This window comes from Dokdonella fugitiva (assembly GCF_014138265.1).
GTDB lineage: Bacteria > Pseudomonadota > Gammaproteobacteria > Xanthomonadales > Rhodanobacteraceae > Dokdonella_A > Dokdonella_A fugitiva_A.
In genome coordinates, this window is sequence record NZ_JACGXL010000004.1 from 184773 (window position 1) to 203882 (window position 19110).

Below are 19110 nucleotides of genomic sequence, written 5' to 3' on the forward strand. Positions count from 1 at the left end.
CCGACCACGGCGGGTCGCCGATGCGGGACATTTCATGCCGCGGCCTGCTGGAAATGCGCGCTGCGCACGAGGGCCGCCATGCTGAACAGGCCCCACTGCACGTCGCCCAGCTGGACATTCTCGCCAACGTAGTTGTTGTAGCGCTCGTCGGCCTCGCCGACGGCCGCGGTCAGCTGCTCCTCGGAGAAGCTGCGCTGGCCCTGAACCTCGTCGACGAGCAGGCCGACGCTGCCGCCGTGCTGGCGCACGACGAGCACGCGCGTCGTCTCGGTGTTCGGGCTGCGCCCTCCGCCGACGAAGTCGCGCAGGTCGACCACCGGCACGAGATTGCCGCGCACGTTGGCGACGCCGAGCAGCCAGCTCTTCGCGCCGGGCACGAGCGTGACTACCGGCGGCGTCAGGATTTCGTTGACCTCGGCGATGCTGCTCACGAAGTGCCGGTCGCCGATGCGGAAGCCGATGCCGCGCCACAGGCCCGGCGCGTCGACTTGCTCCGGCGCGCCGGCCGCGTGCGCGAGGCTGCGGCGCTCGTATTCGGCGAGCACCTCGTAAGGCGTGGCGGAAAAATTCTGCGAGGCCATGTCAGCGATCCCTCATCGCGCGCGCGCCCGCACGGCGGGTCGCCGCGGTCGCGACACTTGCGGTGGTACGCATCGCTGCCATCTCTTCCCCTTCCGAATGGCGCCCGTTCACGTCCCGTCGACGTGGCGACGGATCGCGCCGAGCAGTTCTTCGCGGGTGAACGGCTTGGTCAGGTACTGCTCCGAGCCGACGATGCGCCCGCGTGCCTTGTCGAACAGGCCGTCCTTGGACGACAGCATGATCACCGGCGTGTTCTTGAACATCTGGTTGTTCTTGATCAGCGCGCACGTCTGGTAGCCGTCCAGCCGCGGCATCATGATGTCAACGAAGATGATTTGCGGCTGCTGGTCTGAGATCTTCGCGAGCGCCTCGAAACCGTCGGTCGCGGTGACGACTTCGCATCCTTCCTTGCGCAGCAAGGTCTCGGCAGTGCGGCGGATGGTCTTCGAATCGTCGATGACCATGACCTTGACGCCGTTCAGGCCGCCCTCTTTTGTGTCGTCCACCTAACCCCCTCGCCACTCGACATCTATGTCCGCGGCCATCGCCGTAAAATCGGACGCGTCGCCATGGCATGCAAACCGCATGCCTGAAATGACGGAATACGACACGCCGGACCTGGCGCATCACGCGACCGTACCCCTTATCCAACATAGCTAGCGAAGCTGTCAAGTTGTTGGCGTAAGTCCACGAACTGACGAAAGTTCGCGTCTCCGCCGAGGCGCTGCGCAAGCGTTCCGAGTGTAGTATGCGACCCGCCCTGCGGTTGCGACGGGTTTCGCGCTTGCGCCGCCGTTGTGCACAGCAAAAATCGGCGCAATGTGACGCTCCCGACCCCTCGTGGCATGGTTCGCAGCCGGCCCCGAGGCTGCCCCGCTATGCTCCACCCACGCGCGTCCCGGAAGACTGCATGACCCGTAACCTAGCCGTGCTGATGGATCCGATCGGCACGATCAACCCGAAGAAGGACACCACCCTGGCGTTGCTGCTCGAAGCGCAGCGCCGCGGCCATTCCCTCCACTACATGACCCAGGGCGACCTCGCGGTGCGCGACGGCGCGGCCTGGGCGCGGCTCGCGCCGCTGGCCGTGCGCGACGACCCGCACGACTGGTTCACCGTCGGCGCCCCGGCCTGGCGGCCGCTCGCCGGCATCGACTACGCGTTCGCGCGCAAGGACCCGCCGGTCGACGCCCAGTTCATCTACGACACGATGGTGCTCGAGCTCGCCCAGCAGGGCGGCGTCGAGGTCGTGAACGACCCGCGCGGCCTGCGCGACGCCAACGAGAAGCTGTTTTCGCTGCAGTTCCCGCAGTGCTGCCCGCCGACCGCGATCGCGCGCGACGCCGCCGAACTCAAGCGCTTCGCCGCCGAGCACGGCGAGGTCGTGCTCAAGCCGCTCGACGGCATGGGCGGGCGCAGCATCTTCCGCTCGCGCCACGGCGACCCGAACCTCAACGTGATCCTCGAAACGCTGACCGGCAACGGCCGCGGCTTCGCGATCGCGCAGAAGTTCATCCCGGAGATCAGTGCGGGCGACAAGCGCATCCTCATGATCGACGGCGAGCCGGTGCCTTACGCGCTCGCGCGAATACCGCAGGGCGACGATTTCCGCGGCAACCTCGCTGCGGGCGGCAAGGGCGTCGGCGTGCCGCTGTCCGAGCGCGACCGCTGGATCGCCGCGCAGGTCGGCCCCGAGCTGCGCCGGCGTCGCATGCGCTTCGTCGGCCTCGACGTCATCGGCGACTGGCTCACCGAGATCAACGTGACCTCGCCGACCTGCGCGCGCGAGCTCGACGCGCAGTTCGGCCTCAACATTGCCGGGCTGCTGTTCGACCGGCTCGAAGCTGGCGCACCCGCCTGATGAGCGACCCGACCGCCAGCAGCGCCGATCGCCTCGGCGTCACCCTGCTGTTCTCCGCGGTCGCGCACGCGGTGCTCGCGCTCGGCATCACGTTCGAGTTCGAAAAGGCGCCGCCGCGCATGCCGTCGCTCGACGTCATCCTCGTGCAGTCGGCCAACAGCGAGAAGCCGGACAAGGCCGACTTCATCGCGCAGGCGAGCAACAGCGGTGGCGGCGACGCCGACAAGCCGCATCGACCCGCGCAGCCGCTGTCGAGCCCGGTGCCGAAGGCGACGCCGGGGGTGGCACCCATCCCGCTCGACGACGGCGCGCCGCGGCCGACGCCGCCGAGCCCGACCGAGATGCTCACCCAGCGCGCCTCGACCTATCGCATCACGACCGATCGTCGCACGCCCGAGGCCGACCCCGAGCCGGATCGCGACGAACGCGAAACCGATCAGCGCAAGGTCGAGATGGCACGCCTCGCGCAGGAGATCCAGCACGAATCCGAGCAGTACGCGAAGCGGCCCAAGCGCAAGTACATCTCGGCGAACACGCAGGAGTACGAGTACGCCGCGTACATGCGCGCGTGGGTCGCGCGGATCGAGCGCATCGGCAACCTCAACTATCCCGACGAGGCGCGGCGGCGCCAGCTGCACGGTCAGCTCGTGCTCACGGTCGGCCTCGATCGCAAGGGCAAGGTGAAGAGCATCGACGTGATCCAGTCGAGCGGGCACAAGGTGCTCGACGACGCGGCGATCCGCATCGTGCGCCTCGCCGAACCGTTCCCGGCGCTGCCCGAGAGCAAGGAACAGGTCGACGAGCTGTACATCAGCCGCACCTGGCAGTTCCTCCCCGGCGACATCCTGCGCAACCGCTGAGCGAGGCCCGGAGCGCCCGTCCGGGTGGTGCAGCGCACGCGGAGTGCGGATCCGAGCCGGTGCGGATGCGCCGATTCGACGGCGATCGCGCGCGATTCCCGTTCAGCGCGTCCTTAGGCCCGCCCGCGCGGCTCGCGTACAATCGCGCCATGGCCGACAGCACGCCACTCACCAACCAGCTGCTCATCGCGATGCCGACCTTGCGCGATCCGAACTTCGCGCGCGGCGTCGCGTTCCTGTGCCAGCACGGCGAGGACGGCGCGATGGGGCTCATGATCAACCGCCTGTCGGAGTACCGCCTCGGCGACGTGCTCGCGCAGATGAACATGCATTCGGAGTTCGCCGACGTCGTCGATGCACCGGTGCTGATCGGCGGGCCGGTGCAGCCGGAGCGCGGCTTCGTGCTGCATTCGCCCGGCGGCGACTGGGAATCCTCGTTCCGCATCTCCGAGCAGATCGCGGTGACCACGTCGCGCGACATCCTCGTCGCGATGGCTGCGGGCAAGGGTCCACGCCACGCGGTCGTCACGCTCGGCTATTCGGGCTGGAGCCCGGGCCAGCTCGAGCAGGAGCTGTGCGAGAACCACTGGCTCACCGCGCCCGCGACCGAGCACGTGCTGTTCGAGACGCCGCTCGAGGACCGCTGGGAAGCCGCTGCCGGCCTCGTCGGCGTGAACCTGTTCCAGCTCGCGAGCTATGCCGGCCACGCCTGAGGGCACCGCACTCGCGTTCGACGTCGGCACGCGCCTGATCGGCATCGCGGTCGGCAACTCGATCTCGGCGAGTGCGCGCCCGCTCGTCGCACTGGTCGCCGACGACTGGACGCGCCTCGACACGCTCGTCGCCGACTGGCGGCCCGATCACCTCGTGGTCGGCCTGCCGCTCGCGCTGGACGGCGGCGAACAACCGATGAGCCGACGCGCGCGCGCGTTCGCCGAGGCGCTGCACCGGCGCTACGCGAAACCCGTGCACCTCGTCGACGAACGCAACACCTCGCGCGAGGCGGCCCGCCGCTTCGCGGCGCAGCGCGCGAGCGGCGCGGCACGGCGCAAGGACGCGGCGGCGATCGACGCGCTCGCCGCGCAGATCATCCTGGAACACTGGCTGGCCGGCGCGCACGAAAGCGCGGGCTGGCCGGCGAACTGACCCGAGAGGAAGACACGACGATGTCCGATCCGTCCATCGACGCCGACGGCCGCCTGCGCCACCTGATCACGCTCGACGGCCTCGGCCGCGCGCGCATCGAAGGCCTGCTCGACCGCGCCACGTCGTTGCGCGAGCAGTTCCGTGCCGGCTCGACGTCGTTGCCGCTGCTCGCCGGGCGCACCGTCGTCAACCTGTTCTTCGAGGCGTCGACGCGCACGCGCACGAGCTTCGAGCTCGCCGCGCGCCGCCTCGGTGCGACGGTCGTGAACTTCGACATCGCCAGCTCCTCGACCAGCAAGGGCGAAACCCTGGAGGACACGCTCGCGACGATCGAGGCGATGGGCACCGATGCGTTCATCGTGCGCCACAAGGAGAACGGTACGCCGGCGCGGCTCGCCGCGCACGCGCGTCGCGCGGCGATCCTCAATGCGGGCGACGGCAACCGCGCGCACCCGACCCAGGGCCTGCTCGACCTGCTGACGATCCGCGACCACAAGAAGCGCGTCGAGGGCCTGCGCGTGGCGATCTGCGGCGACATCCGCCACTCGCGCGTCGCGCGCTCCGACGTGCACGGGCTGCACGCGCTCGGCGCCGCGGAAATCCGCCTGTGCGGCCCCGCCGCGCTGCTGCCGGACGCCGGCGAATTTCCCGGCTGCACCCTGTCCGGCGATCTGGACGCGGCCCTCGACGGCGTCGACGTGGTCGTCATGCTGCGCATCCAGAAGGAGCGCATCGAGGGCCTGCCCGGCCTCGACGAGCACGCGTACTTCGCGCGCTACGGCCTCGATCGCACGCGCCTGGCGCGGGCGAAGCGCGACGCGATCGTCATGCATCCGGGGCCGATGAACCGTGGCATCGAGATCGCGGCGGACGTCGCCGACGGTGCGCAGTCGGTGATCCTCGAACAGGTCGCGAACGGCATCTACGCGCGCATGGCCGTGCTGGCGGAACTGCTCGCCGCGCGTTGACGACACGCCACCGCGCGCCGCGGCGACGGGGCGCCGGTGCGCCCTGCTAGACTGCCTTCCCACTCCCTGGGGAAGACATGTCCATGCGCACACGGATCCTGCGCCACCTCGCCCTGGCCGCCACCCTCGTCGCGGTCGCCGGCTGCGGCAAGAAGGCCGACACCACCACGCCGCTCGCGTTCGTCCCGGCCGACACGCCCTACCTGTTCGCGAACATCGAACCCGCGCCCGACAGCGCGATCGCGCACTGGCGCGAACAGATGCAGGGCGCGTGGCCGCTGTTCACCGACATGATGGACGAGATGCTCGCCCAGGTCGGCAAGACGGACGCGGACAGCGCCGCGCCGAAGGTGCTGAAGGCGGTGCTCGACGAAATGCGCGGGCGCAGCACGCCCGAGCAGTGGCGCGAGATCGGCTTCGACCCGAAGGCGCACGCGGCGTTCTACGGCGTCGACCTGCTGCCGGTGATGCGCCTCGAACTCGCCGATCCGGACGCGTTCCGCGCGATGATCGCGCGGATCGAACAGAAGTCGGGCACGGCGCTCGGCACGACGCGCATCGGCGAGCAGGACGTACGCACGTTCGGCAACGACGAGGCGCGTGGCCTCGTCGCGATCGAAGGCAAGCACCTCGTCGTCGCGTTCGCCGCCGGCGGCGCCGACGAAGCGCTCGAACGCAAGTTGCTCGGCATCGACCGGCCGGCGCAGGTTCTCGACGCGAGCGCGCTGGCCGACTTCAACAAGGCGCGCGGCTACCTGCCGTACGGCAGCGGCTGGGTCGACACGCGCCGCCTCGTCGCGATGATCGCCGCGAAGGCGGCCGCCGGCGATCCGGCCAAGGCGCCCGATGCGACCTGCCGCGACGAGATCGACGCGCTCGCGGCGAAGGCACCGCGCCTCGCGATCGGCTACCGCGATCTCGACGACAAGCGCATGACGATGCATGCGCGCATCGAACTCGATCCCGTGCTCGCGAAGTCGCTGTCGGCGCTCGCCGCGCCGCTGCCGGGCAGCACGCCGGACGACGCCCTGCTCGATTTCGCGCTCGCGGCCCCCGTGCTCAAGGCGCGCGACTTCCTCGTCGCGCAAGCCGACGCGGTCACCAAGGCACCGTTCCGCTGCGCCGAACTCGCCTCGATCAACCAAAGCATGGCGGAGGCGAAGGCGAAGCTCGCGCAGACGATCCCGCCGCCGTTCGGCGACCTCAGCGGCGCACGCGTCACGCTCAGCCGCTTCGCATGGCCCGCGGGCGAGGCGAGCATGCCCGACGTCGCCGGAACCTTCCTCCTCGGCAGCTCCAACCCGGCGCTCCTCGCCAGCCTCGCGCAGATGACGTCGCCGGCGCTCGCGGGCATCGCGATCGCACCGGACGGCAAACCGGTCGCGATCCCGTCGGCCGCGCTACCGCCGCAACTCGCCGGCAAGCTCGACCTCGACGTCGCGATGACGACCAGTGCGATCGGCGTGTCCTTCGGCAAGGACGAAGCGCAGCGGCTCGCCGCCGCGATCGCCGCGCCCGCGGCCGCGGACGGCACGCTTTTCACGATGCGCCTTCGCGGCGAGATGTACGCGAAGTTCGCCGACGCGATGGACCGCTTCAGCGCATCGCTCCCGCCGGAGTCGCGCAAGCAGCTCGACACGCAGCGCAAGCTCTACGCGCTGTACGCGCAGTGGTTCGACCACATCGATGCGCGCATGGCGCTCGTGCCCGAAGGCGTCGACTTCAGCGAGAGCGTCACGTTCGGCGCGCACTGAGCGAGCCGTGCCCGGTCAAGGCGCGCCGCGCTCGAACAGCGCGCGCGCCTCGTCGTAGAGGCGGCAGTCGTTCGCATTGAGGGCGGCGATGCGCGCCCGCGCCGTCGCCGGCAAGGCGTATCCGCCGGTCGCGTCGTCGTTTCGATTGTCCGTCGCATCGTCCCATTCGATGCCGACGAGCTGCCGCAGGCGCCGTTGCGACTCGGCCATCTCCTCGACGATGCCGAGGAAGAAGAAATCTGCGGGGCGATATCGGCCGAAGAAGCGTGACGCGACGTTGCGCATGCGCGGCAGCGCGGCGAACGCCTCGAGGTCGAGCCGCTCCTGCACGAGCCGGCGGCAATCCGGATTGCGCGGATCCGGCACGCGTTTCCAGTAGTGATAGTGGCTGGCGACGCGCTGCACGGGATCGCGCAGCCAGCTGACGAGGCGCGCGCGCGCGCCGAGGTGATCGTACTTGTCGGCGATGAAATGACCGTGCACGCAGGCGAAACCGGCGAGTCGCGCCACCGATGGCGCCGGATTCGCGAAGCGGCGCCAGAGGTGGCCCGGCGCGAGCGGACGGTCGGCGTAGTCGAGCAACAGGCGATCGCCGAAATGGCGTTCCAGTCGGGTGCGGAACGCCGTGCCTGCGGTCTTCGGTACGTGCACGGAGATCAGCATGCGCCATCGCCCTCGCCACCGCGCTCGGCTTCGTTGGCGACGACCCATCGGCGCCCGATCCAGCCCTTGCCGGCAGCCGCATCGTCGCTCGAGTCGAGCAACCTCAGGTGCGGCTTCGCCACGAGGCTTCGCGCGAGCGCCGGTTCGGACAACGCGTGCATTTCGAAGACCGCATTGCGACGCCACACGATGCGACGCATCAGGTTCAGCGCCCCGGTAGGCACGTGTTCGAACACCTTGCCGCGCCAGCTCCGGTCCGCGCCCACGACGAACTGGAACGCGGCGACGCCACCCGGGGCGAGGACGCGGTAGAACTCGTCGATGTAGGCCGTCGCGAGTTCGGCGGGGATGTGCTGCAGCGTGATGTGCGAGAACACGAAATCGACGCTCGCGTCGGCGATGCCCTCGATGCGCGGCGAAGCGTTGCAGCGGAACTCCGCGTTGCCGAGATCGGCGTTGAGCCGGCGCGCAGTCTCGATCATGCTCGAGGACACGTCGATGCCGACGGCGTGTTCGAAATGCGCGGCGAGCGCACGCGTGAGGCGCCCGGCGCCGCAGCCGAAATCCAACGCGAGCCGCCTGCCGCGCGGGTAGCCGCGGACGGACACTGCCGCGAGCGAGGCGCCGACTTCGAGGTTTCCGGTCGCGAGGAATTCGTGCGGATCCCAACGCCGGCCGCGCTTGTCGGCCTGCGACAGCACCGCCCACAACGGATCGTCGCGCCCGAGCGTCTCCCAGACGCGGCGCAGGCGATCGAGTTCGGGCGTGTTCGGCGGACGGGGGCTTGCGTCGGACGCGTCAGGTTTCAACGAGTTCGACACCATCGAGACCCTGGCTCAGCGTGTGCGCGTCGCCGCCCTGGGCGAGCTTGATGCGCAGGCGCACTTCGTTCGCCGAGTCGGCATGGCGCAATGCGTCCTCGTAGCTGATCTCGCCGGCCTGGTACAGCGTGAACAGGCTCTGGTCGAAGGTCTGCATGCCGAGGTTGGTCGATTCCTTCATCACGTCCTTGAGCTTGTGGATCTCGCCCTGGCGGATGTAGTCCTGCACGAGCGGCGTGCCGAGCATGACCTCCATCGCGACGCGGCGCGCCTTGCCGTCCGGCGTCGGGATCAGCTGCTGGGCGACCACGCCCTTGAGGTTGAGCGACAGGTCCATGAACAGCTGCTCGCGGCGGTCCGCGGCGAAGAAATGGATTATGCGGTCCATCGCCTGGTTGGCGTTGTTCGCGTGCAGCGTGCACAGGCAGAGGTGGCCCGTCTCGGAGAAGTTGATCGCGTGTTCCATCGTCTCGCGCGTGCGCACCTCGCCGATCATGATGACGTCGGGCGCCTGGCGCAGCGTGTTCTTCAGCGCGTTCTCCCAGCTGTCGGTGTCGATGCCGAGTTCGCGCTGCGTGACGATGCAGCCTTCGTGCTTGTGCACGTATTCGATCGGGTCCTCGATCGTGATGATGTGGCCGGTCGAGTTCTGGTTGCGATAGCCGATCATCGCCGCGAGCGAGGTCGACTTGCCGGTGCCGGTCGCGCCGACGAAGATGATGATGCCGCGCTTGGTCATCGCCAGCGACTTGATCACCGGCGGCAGGCTGAGCTCCTCCACCGTCGGGATCTTCGTCTCGATGCGACGCAGCACCATGCCGACGCAGTTGCGCTGGTAGAAGCACGACACGCGGAAGCGGCCGACGCCGGTGACCGAGATCGCGAACTGGCACTCGTGCGTCTTCTCGAACTCCTCGCGCTGCGACGGCGTCATCACGTTGAGGACCATGTCGCGAGATTGCTGCGGCGTGAGCGCGTTCTGCGTGATCGGCGTGATGCGGCCGTTGACCTTCATCGACGGCGCGACGCCGGCCGTGATGAACAGGTCCGACGCCTTCTTGTGCGTCATCAACTTCAGATACGAGGTGAAATCGACGCTGCTGCTCATGGCCATTCCCCGAGCCGGATTTCCGACCGGCGTCGCTTCATCTTACACCGCGCCGGGCCGGCCGCCGCGGCGATCGGCGCACATTTTGGCCTTGTTCGGCGCCATTTGCCGGCCCGCCGCGGCGGGCCGCCGGGTGCGCTCAGGCATGCCGGCGGAAGTAGGCGACCGCGAGCGCGACGAGGATCAGCGGCGGCACCAGGTTCGCCACCGCGGGGTGGAAGCCGTACACCGAGCCGACGCTGACGATCGCGCGCTGCAGCAGGTAGAAGCCGAGCGCGAGCACGATGCCGATGAACAGGCGCTTGGACAGGCCGCCGCTGCGCAGCGCGCCGAACGCGAACGGGACCGCGCAGAACACCAGCACGAGCACGTTCAGCGGATAGAACACGCGCGCCCAGTACGCCTCGCGGAACGTCGACGCGTCCTGCCGGTTGCGGTCGAGCGCAGCGATGTTCTGGCCGAGGTCGCGCAGTGTCATGTACTGCGCCTTGACGATGCTGCTCGCGAGCAGGCCGGGATCGAGCTGCGAATCCCACGCCTTGGAGTCCTGCTTCGTGCTCGCCGCCGAGCCTTCGCCGAACTCGGTGCGGCGCACGTCGTGCAAGGTCCACTGGCCCTCGACGTGGATCGCGTGCCCGGCCATCGACAGCGCGCGCAGGCGGCCGTCCGCGTCGAACTCGAACACGCGCACGCCGTCGAGGTCGACCTCGCCCTTGGCGCCATGCGTACGACCGTGGCGGGCGCCGATCACCGTCTCGCCGTCGCGCGCCCACAGCACGCCCTTGGCGAGCGCGACGTCCTTCGACTTCGCGGCGAGCTGCAGCGCCTGCGCCTTGCGTTCGCCGTACGGGCCGAGTGTCTCGCCGAGCACGACCACGCCGAGCGTGAGCAGGCCCAGGCCGAGCACGACCGACGCGCAGATGCGCAGCTTGGACAGGCCGGCCGCGCGCAACGCGGTCAGCTCGCCGGTGCCGGCGAGCCCGCCGAGGCCGAGCAGGCCGCCGATCAGCGCGGCGTAGCCGAACATCTCGTAGCAGCGCCGCGGCACCGTCAGCAGCACGTAGGCGACCGCGCGCGCGAGCGTGTATCCGCCCTGGCCGACGTCGTTGAGTTCGCCGATGAAGATGCGAAACGCGTCGAGCCCGACGATGACCGCCCAGGCGACCACGACCGCGCTCAGCACCGCGGCGGCGACGAGCCAGTCGACGCGCTTGAACAGGGGGCGGCGGATCATGCGCGGCGCACCCTGCGCGGCGCCTTCAGGCGCTCGCCGCTCCAGATCAGCCAGGCCGCGATCGCCAGCGCCGGCACGTACACCCACCACAGGCCGAAGCCCGCGGCGAGCTTGCCCTGGCCGATCCACGCGCGGCCGAGCAGCAGGCCGTTGTAGTAGACGAGCCAGGCGAGCAGCGCGAGCAGCATGCGCGCGTAACGCGGTTCACGCGGGCTCGTGCGCGACAGCGGCAGCGCGAGCAGGCCGAGCACGAGCACCGACAGCGGCGCGGCGAGGCGCCAGTGCAGCTCGGACATCATGACCGGGTCGTCGCCGCCGCGCAGCAGCACCGCGGTCGGCGCCGCGCGCTTCTGCGCGGCCTCGTCGTCGTCGCCGGCGCTGTCGGGCAACTTGATGTCGTTGCGCACGAAGCGCATGAGGCGGAAGTCGTCCTCGCCGAGCTTGCCTTCGACGCGGAAGCCGTCCTGCAGCGCGATGTAGCGCCCCTCGCCGTCGGCATCGTGGTAGAGGAAGCCGTGCGTCGCGGTGATCACGTCGATGCGCGTCTTGCCGGCTTCGTTGTCGGGCCGTTCGCTCTCGATGAACATGCGCTTGAACTGCGTGCCGTCGGCCGACATCTCGCCGACGTAGATGACGCCGTCGCGTCCGGGCAGCTCGACGAAGCGGCCTGGCTCGAGGCCGGCGACGATCAGCGAGCGGCTCGCCTCGGTGAGCAGGCGCTGCGACAGGCGCTCCGACGCGGGCGCGAGCCAGAACGAGATCGCTGCGAGCACGAGCATGGTGGGCAGCACGAACAGCATGAGTGGCCGCAGCAGACCGGTCGAATCGAGACCGGACGACTGCAGTACGGCCATCTCGCTGTCGCGCCAGAGCCGCCCGTAGGCGCTGAGCACGCCGAGCAGCACCGCCAGCGGCATGAGGATCGTCAGCGTGCCGATCGTGCGCAGCCCGATCAGGGTGAACAGCAGCTCGGCCGGGATGCGCCCCTTGGCGATCTTCGCGAGCAGGTCGGCGACCGCGCCACCGACCATGACCAGCAGCAGGATCGCGGTCGCGGCGAGGAAACCCACGGCGAGTTCGCGCAGCAGGTAGCGATCGACGATGCGCAGGGCAAGCGGGTTGTTTTGCCTTAGAATGGAAAGCTTCATGCGCGCTGGCAATGGCGGCGCAGGCCGGTCGCCGGGGCGCCGCGGCTGCATCGTCACGCGGTCCGGCCGGTCCGGCCCTAGTCCGACGAAGGGCGCACAGTGTAACCGCGCGCGCACCCGGAACATCCACATCTGGCGAAACACCGATGACCACCCTGAAGTTCAGCATCCGCAGCGACGCACCGGAAAGCGCCGCGACCCCGTGCCTCGTCGTCGGCATCCACGAAGAGCGCGTGCTCGGCGCCGCCGCGCAGCGCGTCGATGCCACGTCCGGCGGCGCGATCCGCCGCCTCGTCGAGAGCGGCGACGCGAGCGGCAAGGCCGGCACTTCGATCGTGCTGTTCGGCCTGCCGGGCGTCGCCGCCGAGCGCGTGCTCGTGGTCGGCCTCGGCGACCAGAAGAAATTCGACGCCGCGGCCTACCATCGCGCGGTCAACGACGCTGCCCGAGCGCTGAAGGCACTGCCGGTCGCGTCCGCCTATTCCACCTTGGCCGAACTCGGCGTACCCGGCCGCGACGACGCTTGGAAGCTGCGCACGGCCGCGCTCGCGGCCGACGCGCAGGCGTACCGCTACACCGCGACGTTCAAGCCGAAGGAAGCGGCGAAGACGCCGCAGCTGCAGGCGGTCGAGTTCGCGGCTCCGGTCTCGGCCGCGCGCGCGCTGGCCGAAGCCGGCGCGATCGCCGCCGGCGTGCGCTTCGCCAAGGAACTCGGCAACCTGCCGCCCAACATCTGCAACCCGTCCTACGTCGCCGCTCAGGCGAAGCAGATCGCCGACGCGCACGCGGGCGTCACGCTCGAGGTGCTCGAGCGCGAGGACATGGCCAAGCTCGGCATGGGTTCGCTGCTCGGCGTCGCGCAGGGTTCGGCCAACCCGCCCAAGCTCGTCGTGCTGCGCTGGCAGGGCAAGGGCGACCAGAGCCGCCCGTACGCGCTCGTCGGCAAGGGCATCACGTTCGACACCGGCGGCATCTCGCTCAAGCCCGGCGCAGGCATGGAGGAGATGAAGTTCGACATGTGCGGCGCGGCCGGCGTGCTCGGCGCGTTCCTCGCCGCGGTCGAGCTGAAGCTGCCGCTGAACCTCGTCTGCATCGTGCCCGCGGTCGAGAACATGCCCGACGGCAACGCGTACAGGCCCAGCGACATCCTGACCAGCATGTCGGGCCTCACGATCGAGGTGCTCAACACCGACGCCGAAGGCCGCCTGATCCTCTGCGACGCGCTCACCTACGCGCAGAAGTTCGATCCGGAGGTCATCATCGACGCGGCGACGCTCACCGGCGCGTGCGTGATCGCGCTCGGCAAGCACGCGTCCGGCCTCATGACCAAGGACGACGAACTCGCCGACCAGCTGCTCGTCGCCGGCACGCTCACCCACGACCGCGCCTGGCGCCTGCCGCTGTGGGACGACTACCAGGGCCAGCTCGAGTCCGGCTTCGCCGACGTCGCCAACATCGGCGGCAAGAACGCCGGCGCGATCACCGCGGGCTGCTTCCTCGCGCGCTTCACCAACGGCCGCCGCTGGGCCCACCTCGACATCGCCGGCACCGCCTGGGACGAAGGCCGCAAGGGCCTCGCGACCGGGCGCCCGGTGCCGCTGCTCGTGCAGTACCTCATCGATCGCAGCGCGAAATGACCGAGCCGGACCTGCTGCAGAAGCGCAAGACGCAGGTGGTCGCCGCGGTGTTCGGCGTCAGCCTCGTGATCGGCGGCCTGCTCGCCGCGCAGCACGTCGAACTGTTCGCGAATCCGGCCGCGATGCAGGACGCCGTGCAGACGATCCGTGGCAGCGGTCTCAACATCGCCTACCAGCTCGCCGTACTGCTGCTGTGCTTCACCTGGCTCGAGATGGATTCGCGCCAGCTCGGCATCCGCAGGCCGTGGTGGCTGAACCTCGGCGTGGTGTTCTTCACCTCGATCTTCGTGCCGTACTATCTCTACAAGACGCGCGCGCCGGGTCATCGCGGCGGCGCCGTGCTCGCGTATTTCGGCGTGCTGTGCGGCAGCGTGTTCGCGATGCTGGCCGGCATGGTGCTCGCCCTTTCGTTCGTCGCCGATCCGCCGTCGGCGGCGGGCCGGGGCGTCTGACGCCATGCCGCGCGCCGACTTCTACCTCATCGACAAGCCGCGCTTCCGCGCCGAGCCGCTCTTGCTCGTGTGCGAACTCGCGAAGAAGGCGTTCGCGGGCGAGCAGCCGACCCTGGTCCTCGTGCGCTCGCACGACCAGGCCGAAGCGCTCGACGAGCTGCTGTGGGCGTTCGACGAGAACGCGTTCATCCCGCACCAGATCGCCGGCGACGACGACGACGCGATCACCGCGGTGTTGATCGTGCCGCCCGGCGTCGACGCCGCCGACCGCCCGCTCGTGATCAACCTGCGCGACGTCTGCGCGCCGGGCCTGTTCGAACGCGTGCTCGAAGTCGTGCCCGCCGACGAGGCCGAACGCGCGGGCTCGCGCGAACGCTGGAAGACCTACAAGGCCGCGGGCTTCGACGTCGCCAAGCACGACATGTAGTCACCCAAAAAGAGCGGAAAGACCACGAAGGACACGAAGGACACGAAGGAAGAGCAAGGGATTCGAAGATTGAAACACGGAGCACACGGAGCACACGGAGGAGAAAAAGCGAACTCGGTTCTTGTTTTCTCCGTGTGCTCCGTGTGCTCCGTGTTTCAATCTTGGGCTTGTCCTTCGTGTCCTTCGTGTTTCAGTCTCCCGCTCTGCTCTACGGGCGCGTGCCGAAATAGCGGTCGCCCGCGTCACCGAGGCCCGGCACGATGTAACCGTGCTCGTTGAGGCGTTCGTCGATCGCCGCGGTGAAGACCGGCACGTCAGGGTGGCGCGCGCGCAGGTTGGCGATGCCTTCCGGGCAGCTGACGAGGCTGACGAAGCGCAGCGAGCGCGGCCGCTGCGCCTTGACGCGGTCGAGCGCGGCGACCGCGGAGTTGCCGGTCGCCAGCATCGGATCGACGACGATCACGTCGCGCTCCTCGAGATCGCGAGGCATGCGGAAGTAGTACTCGACCGGGTGCAGCGTCTGCTCGTCGCGATAGAGGCCGACATGGCCGACGCGCGCACCGGGGACGACGTCGAGCATGCCGTCGAGCAGGCCGATGCCGGCGCGCAGGATCGCCACCAGCACGACCTTCTTGCCGTCGATCTCGCGCCCGGTCGCCGCCGCGACCGGCGTCTCGATCGCGACCTCGCGCAGCGGCAGGTCGCGCGTGACCTCGTAGGCCATCAGCGCGGCGAGTTCGCCGAGCAGGCGGCGGAACTCGATCGTGCTCGTCTGCTTCCTCCTGAGCAGGGTCAGCTTGTGCTGCACCAGCGGATGCCCGATCACCTGCACGCCTGCCGTCATCGCCTTCCCTCCGTTCGTTTCCTCCACGATACCGCGAGACCCGGCCGCCGCGCCGCCCCCTGCTAGAATGGCCGACCCCCTCCGGAGAGGGCCGCACGACGGCCCGCTGCACGCATGGAAAACAGTTTCGAACCCGGCCAGATCGAATCGAAGTGGTACGCGCTGTGGGAGGCGAACGGCCTGTTCGCGCCCGCCGGGAGCGGTGAGCCTTACTGCATCCAGCTGCCGCCGCCGAACGTGACCGGCACCCTGCACATGGGCCACGCGTTCCAGCAGACGATCATGGACGCACTGATCCGCTATCACCGCATGGGCGGCTACCGCACGCTCTGGCAAGGCGGCACCGACCATGCCGGCATCGCGACCCAGAAGATCGTCGAGAACCAGCTCGCCGCGGAAGGCACGTCGCGCCACGACCTCGGTCGCGAGGCGTTCGTCCAGCGCGTGTGGGCGTGGAAGGAACAGTCGGGGTCGACCATCACGAACCAGATGCGCCGCCTCGGCGCTTCGGTCGACTGGTCGCGCGAACGCTTCACGATGGACGAAGGACTGTCCGCGGCGGTGCGCCGCGTGTTCGTGCAGTGGTATCGCGACGGCCTGGTCTATCGCGGCCGCCGACTCGTCAACTGGGACCCGGTGCTGATGACCGCGGTGTCCGACCTCGAGGTCAACAACGAGGAGAAGGACGGCTCGCTGTGGTCGATCCGCTATCCCGCGAGCGACGGCGGCGAAGGCCTCGTCGTCGCGACGACGCGCCCCGAGACGATGCTCGGCGACGTCGCCGTCGCGGTGCATCCCGAAGACGAGCGCTACCAGGCGCTGATCGGCAAGGCGCTGAAGCTGCCGCTGACCGGCCGCGAGATCCCGGTCATCGCCGACGAGTACGTCGACCGCGAGTTCGGCACCGGCTGCGTGAAGATCACGCCCGCGCACGACTTCAACGACTGGCAGATCGGCGCGCGCCACGGCCTTAGCCCCCTCGTCGTGCTCACGCTCGACGCGAAGATCAACGACAACGCGCCGGAGAAATACCGCGGCATGGACCGCTTCGCCGCGCGCAAGGCGGTGCTCGCCGACCTCGAAGCGGCCGGATTGCTGGTCGAGACGAAGAAGCACAAGCTGCAGGTTCCGGTCAGCCAGCGCTCCGACGCGGTGATCGAGCCGATGCTGACCGACCAGTGGTTCCTCGACCTCACGCGCGACGCGCTGCCCGACGGACGCCCGGGCGGACGCAAGGCGATCATCGAACCCGCGCTCGCTGCGGTGCGCGACGGCGAGATCCGCTTCGTGCCGGACAACTGGGCGACGACCTACAACCTGTGGCTCGAGAACATCCAGGACTGGTGCGTGAGCCGCCAGCTCTGGTGGGGCCACCAGATTCCCGCGTGGTACGACGAGGCCGGCAACATCTTCGTCGGCGAGGACGAAGCCGATGCGCTCGCGCACGCGGCGACCGAGCCGGTCGGCGCCCTGCGCCGCGACGAGGACGTGCTCGACACCTGGTTCTCGTCCGCGCTGTGGCCGTTCTCGACGCTCGGCTGGCCGGGCGAGACGCCCGCGCGCGCGGCCGAGTGGGAGCAGTTCCAGGCGTTCGTGCCGAGCAACGTGCTCGTCACCGGTTTCGACATCATCTTCTTCTGGGTCGCGCGCATGGTCATGGCGACCCAGTACTTCACCGGCAAGGTGCCGTTCCGCGAGGTCTACATCAACGCGATCGTGCGTGATGCGGAAGGCCAGAAGATGTCGAAGTCGAAGGGCAACACGATCGACCCGCTCGACCTCATCGACGGCATCGACCTCGAGTCGCTGGTGAAGAAGTCGACCGCATCGCTGCTGATCCCGCAGGTGCGCGAGAAGGTCGAGAAGCGCATCCGCAAGGACTACCCCGACGGCATCCCCACGGTAGGCGCCGATGCGCTGCGCTTCACCTTCGCCGCGCTCGCGAGCTACGGCCGTACGATCAACTTCGACCTCAAGCGCGCCGACGGCTACCGCAACTTCTGCAACAAGCTGTGGAACGCGGTGCGCTTCGTGCTCATGAACGTCGGCGACGGCGCGCAGCCTGCCGCGTCGGCCGCGCCTGCGACCGAAGCGGAGCGCTGGATCCTCACGCGCCTGCGCGCGACGCTGGCCGAGGTCGCAGCACATTTCACGACCTATCGCTTCGACCTGCTCGCGCAGGCGCTGTACGAGTTCGTCTGGAACGACTACTGCGACTGGTTCCTCGAACTCGCCAAGCCCGCGCTCAACGGGGGCGACGCGGCCGCTGCGGCGTCGACGCGCCGCACCCTGCTCGTCGTGCTCGACGCGGTGCTGCGCGCGCTGCACCCGATCATGCCCTTCATCACCGAAGAGCTGTTCCACGAGGTTGCCCCCGCGCTCGCCGCGTCCGGCCTGAAGCACGCGGCGTACGGCGCGTCGACGAGCATTTCGACGCTCCTCTATCCGCGTGCCGACGATTTCGCAGCCGACGACGCGGCGACGGCCGAAATCGAATGGCTCAAGGCGGTGCTCACCCAAGTGCGGCGCATCCGCAGCGAGATGAACATCGCGCCGCGCAAGGAGATCCCGCTGCTCTACACCGGCGGCGGCGCGGCCGATCGCGCGCGCACGGCGAAATTCGGCGCGCAGATCGGCTTCCTCGCGCGTGCCGAGTCGCAGCGTTGGCTCGATGCGGGTGGAGCCGAGCCGGCTGCGGCGGCGGCGATCGTCGGCGAGATGAAGCTGCTGATCCCGCTCGTCGGACTGATCGACCTCGGTGCCGAACGTGCGCGCCTCGAGAAGGAAATCGCGCGCCTCGACGGCGAGATCGCGAAATCGAGCACCAAGCTCGGCAACTTCGGCGAGAAGACACCGGCGACCGTGGTCGAGCAGGAGAAGCAGCGCCTCGCCGATTTCACGTCGACGGTCGCGGCGTTGCGCGAGCAGCTCGAGCGCCTGCGCGGTTGAGCCCGTGACGTGCGCGACTCCGTCACGGAGTCGCGCACGCTTGTCTGCAGACCACGCGGCGAGCGATCGTCCGCACGGCACGACGCGCCGGCGTTCCTCACTCGGGCGGCAGCAGCTCGATCGCCATCACGAGCGCGTCCTCGCGCCCCTTCTTCGCCGGGTAGTAGTTCGGCCGCCGGCCGAATTCGTTGAAGCCGATCGATTCGTACAGCGCGATCGCGCGCGGATTCGACGGCCGTACCTCGAGGTAGACGCGCTCGGCACGCTGCCAGCGCGCGATGTCGAGCAGGCGCCTGACGATGCGCCGGCCGTGGCCGCGGCCGTGCAGGCCGGGCAGCACGCACACGTTGAGCACGTGCGCTTCGTTCGCGCCGCTCGACAGCACGCCGTAACCGACGATCGCGTGCGCATCGACGAGCACGACGCACTCGTAGGCGGCGCGCAGGCAGTCCGCGAAGATCGCGCGGCTCCACGGGAATTCGTAGGCGAGCGCCTCGATCTCGGCGACCCGGTCGAGGTCGTCGGCCTGCATGCGGCGGAACTCGGGTTGTGCCTGCTTGAGGATCGCGACCACGATCGGTCCGGCGCCATCGCTACCTTCCGGAACCACCGGAAGCCGGTCGCATCTTGCCACGAATGGTGGCCGCGATCGTCGG

At 69.3% G+C, this 19110-nt stretch carries 19 protein-coding genes; 10 read left to right on the forward strand and 9 right to left on the reverse strand.

Going from position 1 to position 19110, the window contains the following annotated elements:
- Nucleotides 1–32 precede the first annotated feature (32 nt).
- Both FHW12_RS13315 and FHW12_RS13320 read right to left on the reverse strand, forming a co-directional pair.
- Nucleotides 33–581 (reverse strand): chemotaxis protein CheW, encoded by a 549-nt coding sequence (locus FHW12_RS13315; RefSeq protein WP_182531517.1) that lies wholly within the window; start codon nucleotides 579–581, stop codon nucleotides 33–35.
- 108 nt (nucleotides 582–689) lie between these two features.
- Nucleotides 690–1046 carry a response regulator gene (locus FHW12_RS13320; protein ID WP_182531754.1) on the reverse strand — a complete coding sequence of 119 codons (357 nt, stop codon included), beginning with the start codon at nucleotides 1044–1046 and terminating at the stop codon, nucleotides 690–692.
- 446 nt (nucleotides 1047–1492) lie between these two features.
- Between FHW12_RS13320 and gshB the strand changes: the two genes are divergently transcribed.
- The 6 genes from gshB (at nucleotide 1493) to FHW12_RS13350 (ending at nucleotide 7171) form a co-directional block, all read left to right on the forward strand.
- Entirely contained in the window at nucleotides 1493–2443 is a 951-nt protein-coding gene (gene gshB / locus FHW12_RS13325; protein ID WP_182531518.1) for a glutathione synthase, read from the forward strand.
- Nucleotides 2443–3303, forward strand: a complete 861-nt coding sequence (locus FHW12_RS13330) for an energy transducer TonB (protein ID WP_182531519.1) — start codon at nucleotides 2443–2445, stop codon at nucleotides 3301–3303. The genes gshB and FHW12_RS13330 overlap by 1 nt, the downstream gene beginning before the upstream one ends.
- Before the next feature lie 149 nt (nucleotides 3304–3452).
- Complete coding sequence (locus FHW12_RS13335) at nucleotides 3453–4016, forward strand: YqgE/AlgH family protein (protein WP_182531520.1); 564 nt, start codon at nucleotides 3453–3455, stop codon at nucleotides 4014–4016.
- Nucleotides 4000–4449: a Holliday junction resolvase RuvX gene (gene ruvX, locus FHW12_RS13340; RefSeq protein ID WP_182531521.1), complete on the forward strand. Its 450-nt coding sequence runs from the start codon at nucleotides 4000–4002 to the stop codon at nucleotides 4447–4449. The genes FHW12_RS13335 and ruvX overlap by 17 nt, the downstream gene beginning before the upstream one ends.
- Nucleotides 4450–4469: 20 nt before the next feature.
- Nucleotides 4470–5417 (forward strand): aspartate carbamoyltransferase catalytic subunit, encoded by a 948-nt coding sequence (locus tag FHW12_RS13345; RefSeq protein ID WP_182531522.1) that lies wholly within the window; start codon nucleotides 4470–4472, stop codon nucleotides 5415–5417.
- A gap of 83 nt (nucleotides 5418–5500) precedes the next feature.
- Complete coding sequence (locus FHW12_RS13350; RefSeq protein WP_182531523.1) at nucleotides 5501–7171, forward strand: hypothetical protein; 1671 nt, start codon at nucleotides 5501–5503, stop codon at nucleotides 7169–7171.
- 15 nt (nucleotides 7172–7186) lie between these two features.
- On the opposite strand, the gene FHW12_RS13355 is transcribed toward FHW12_RS13350, so the two are convergent.
- The 5 genes from FHW12_RS13355 to lptF all read right to left on the reverse strand — a co-directional run bounded on the left by FHW12_RS13355 (nucleotide 7187) and on the right by lptF (nucleotide 12145).
- Complete coding sequence (locus tag FHW12_RS13355; RefSeq protein WP_182531524.1) at nucleotides 7187–7834, reverse strand: hypothetical protein; 648 nt, start codon at nucleotides 7832–7834, stop codon at nucleotides 7187–7189.
- Entirely contained in the window at nucleotides 7828–8643 is an 816-nt protein-coding gene (locus FHW12_RS13360) for a class I SAM-dependent methyltransferase (protein WP_182531525.1), read from the reverse strand. Before FHW12_RS13360 ends, FHW12_RS13355 begins: the two co-directional genes overlap by 7 nt.
- On the reverse strand, nucleotides 8633–9763 hold the full coding sequence (locus FHW12_RS13365; RefSeq protein WP_182531526.1) for a PilT/PilU family type 4a pilus ATPase: 1131 nt from the start codon (nucleotides 9761–9763) through the stop codon (nucleotides 8633–8635). Before FHW12_RS13365 ends, FHW12_RS13360 begins: the two co-directional genes overlap by 11 nt.
- A gap of 139 nt (nucleotides 9764–9902) precedes the next feature.
- A complete protein-coding gene (lptG, locus tag FHW12_RS13370) occupies nucleotides 9903–10997 on the reverse strand; it encodes an LPS export ABC transporter permease LptG (RefSeq protein ID WP_182531527.1) in 1095 nt (364 codons plus the stop codon).
- A complete protein-coding gene (gene lptF / locus FHW12_RS13375) occupies nucleotides 10994–12145 on the reverse strand; it encodes an LPS export ABC transporter permease LptF (RefSeq protein WP_182531528.1) in 1152 nt (383 codons plus the stop codon). Before lptF ends, lptG begins: the two co-directional genes overlap by 4 nt.
- A gap of 146 nt (nucleotides 12146–12291) precedes the next feature.
- On the opposite strand from lptF, the gene FHW12_RS13380 reads away from it, so the two are divergent.
- From FHW12_RS13380 to FHW12_RS13390, 3 genes are read left to right on the forward strand one after another with little or no spacing between them, the layout of a single operon-like run.
- Nucleotides 12292–13782, forward strand: coding sequence for a leucyl aminopeptidase (locus FHW12_RS13380; protein ID WP_182531529.1), 1491 nt, complete (start codon nucleotides 12292–12294; stop codon nucleotides 13780–13782).
- A complete protein-coding gene (locus FHW12_RS13385) occupies nucleotides 13779–14234 on the forward strand; it encodes a hypothetical protein (RefSeq protein ID WP_182531530.1) in 456 nt (151 codons plus the stop codon). Before FHW12_RS13380 ends, FHW12_RS13385 begins: the two co-directional genes overlap by 4 nt.
- Nucleotides 14235–14238: 4 nt before the next feature.
- Nucleotides 14239–14661: a DNA polymerase III subunit chi gene (locus FHW12_RS13390; protein WP_182531531.1), complete on the forward strand. Its 423-nt coding sequence runs from the start codon at nucleotides 14239–14241 to the stop codon at nucleotides 14659–14661.
- Nucleotides 14662–14869: 208 nt separating this feature from the next.
- Here the strand turns inward: FHW12_RS13390 and upp are convergent, their stop codons facing one another.
- Nucleotides 14870–15505 (reverse strand): uracil phosphoribosyltransferase, encoded by a 636-nt coding sequence (upp, locus tag FHW12_RS13395; protein ID WP_182531532.1) that lies wholly within the window; start codon nucleotides 15503–15505, stop codon nucleotides 14870–14872.
- Nucleotides 15506–15619: 114 nt separating this feature from the next.
- On the opposite strand from upp, the gene FHW12_RS13400 reads away from it, so the two are divergent.
- On the forward strand, nucleotides 15620–18454 hold the full coding sequence (locus FHW12_RS13400) for a valine--tRNA ligase (RefSeq protein WP_182531533.1): 2835 nt from the start codon (nucleotides 15620–15622) through the stop codon (nucleotides 18452–18454).
- A gap of 97 nt (nucleotides 18455–18551) precedes the next feature.
- Here the strand turns inward: FHW12_RS13400 and rimI are convergent, their stop codons facing one another.
- The gene (gene rimI / locus FHW12_RS13405; protein WP_220484475.1) at nucleotides 18552–18986 is read right to left on the reverse strand and encodes a ribosomal protein S18-alanine N-acetyltransferase; all 435 of its coding nucleotides are present in this window, start codon (nucleotides 18984–18986) and stop codon (nucleotides 18552–18554) included.
- Between the last annotated feature and the right edge of the window lie 124 nt (nucleotides 18987–19110).

Excerpts from the sequence above, each read along its gene's own strand:
- FHW12_RS13315 (WP_182531517.1), bottom strand. The coding sequence starts at position 581 with ATGGCCTCGCAGAATTTTTCCGCCACGCCTTACGAGGTGCTCGCCGAA.
- FHW12_RS13320 (WP_182531754.1), bottom strand. The coding sequence starts at position 1,046 with ATGGTCATCGACGATTCGAAGACCATCCGCCGCACTGCCGAGACCTTG.
- gshB (WP_182531518.1), top strand. The coding sequence starts at position 1,493 with ATGACCCGTAACCTAGCCGTGCTGATGGATCCGATCGGCACGATCAAC.
- FHW12_RS13330 (WP_182531519.1), top strand. The coding sequence starts at position 2,443 with ATGAGCGACCCGACCGCCAGCAGCGCCGATCGCCTCGGCGTCACCCTG.
- FHW12_RS13335 (WP_182531520.1), top strand. The coding sequence starts at position 3,453 with ATGGCCGACAGCACGCCACTCACCAACCAGCTGCTCATCGCGATGCCG.
- ruvX (WP_182531521.1), top strand. The coding sequence starts at position 4,000 with ATGCCGGCCACGCCTGAGGGCACCGCACTCGCGTTCGACGTCGGCACG.
- FHW12_RS13345 (WP_182531522.1), top strand. The coding sequence starts at position 4,470 with ATGTCCGATCCGTCCATCGACGCCGACGGCCGCCTGCGCCACCTGATC.
- FHW12_RS13350 (WP_182531523.1), top strand. The coding sequence starts at position 5,501 with ATGCGCACACGGATCCTGCGCCACCTCGCCCTGGCCGCCACCCTCGTC.
- FHW12_RS13355 (WP_182531524.1), bottom strand. The coding sequence starts at position 7,834 with ATGCTGATCTCCGTGCACGTACCGAAGACCGCAGGCACGGCGTTCCGC.
- FHW12_RS13365 (WP_182531526.1), bottom strand. The coding sequence starts at position 9,763 with ATGAGCAGCAGCGTCGATTTCACCTCGTATCTGAAGTTGATGACGCAC.
- lptG (WP_182531527.1), bottom strand. The coding sequence starts at position 10,997 with ATGATCCGCCGCCCCCTGTTCAAGCGCGTCGACTGGCTCGTCGCCGCC.
- lptF (WP_182531528.1), bottom strand. The coding sequence starts at position 12,145 with ATGAAGCTTTCCATTCTAAGGCAAAACAACCCGCTTGCCCTGCGCATC.
- FHW12_RS13380 (WP_182531529.1), top strand. The coding sequence starts at position 12,292 with ATGACCACCCTGAAGTTCAGCATCCGCAGCGACGCACCGGAAAGCGCC.
- FHW12_RS13385 (WP_182531530.1), top strand. The coding sequence starts at position 13,779 with ATGACCGAGCCGGACCTGCTGCAGAAGCGCAAGACGCAGGTGGTCGCC.
- FHW12_RS13390 (WP_182531531.1), top strand. The coding sequence starts at position 14,239 with ATGCCGCGCGCCGACTTCTACCTCATCGACAAGCCGCGCTTCCGCGCC.
- upp (WP_182531532.1), bottom strand. The coding sequence starts at position 15,505 with ATGACGGCAGGCGTGCAGGTGATCGGGCATCCGCTGGTGCAGCACAAG.
- FHW12_RS13400 (WP_182531533.1), top strand. The coding sequence starts at position 15,620 with ATGGAAAACAGTTTCGAACCCGGCCAGATCGAATCGAAGTGGTACGCG.
- rimI (WP_220484475.1), bottom strand. The coding sequence starts at position 18,986 with ATGCAGGCCGACGACCTCGACCGGGTCGCCGAGATCGAGGCGCTCGCC.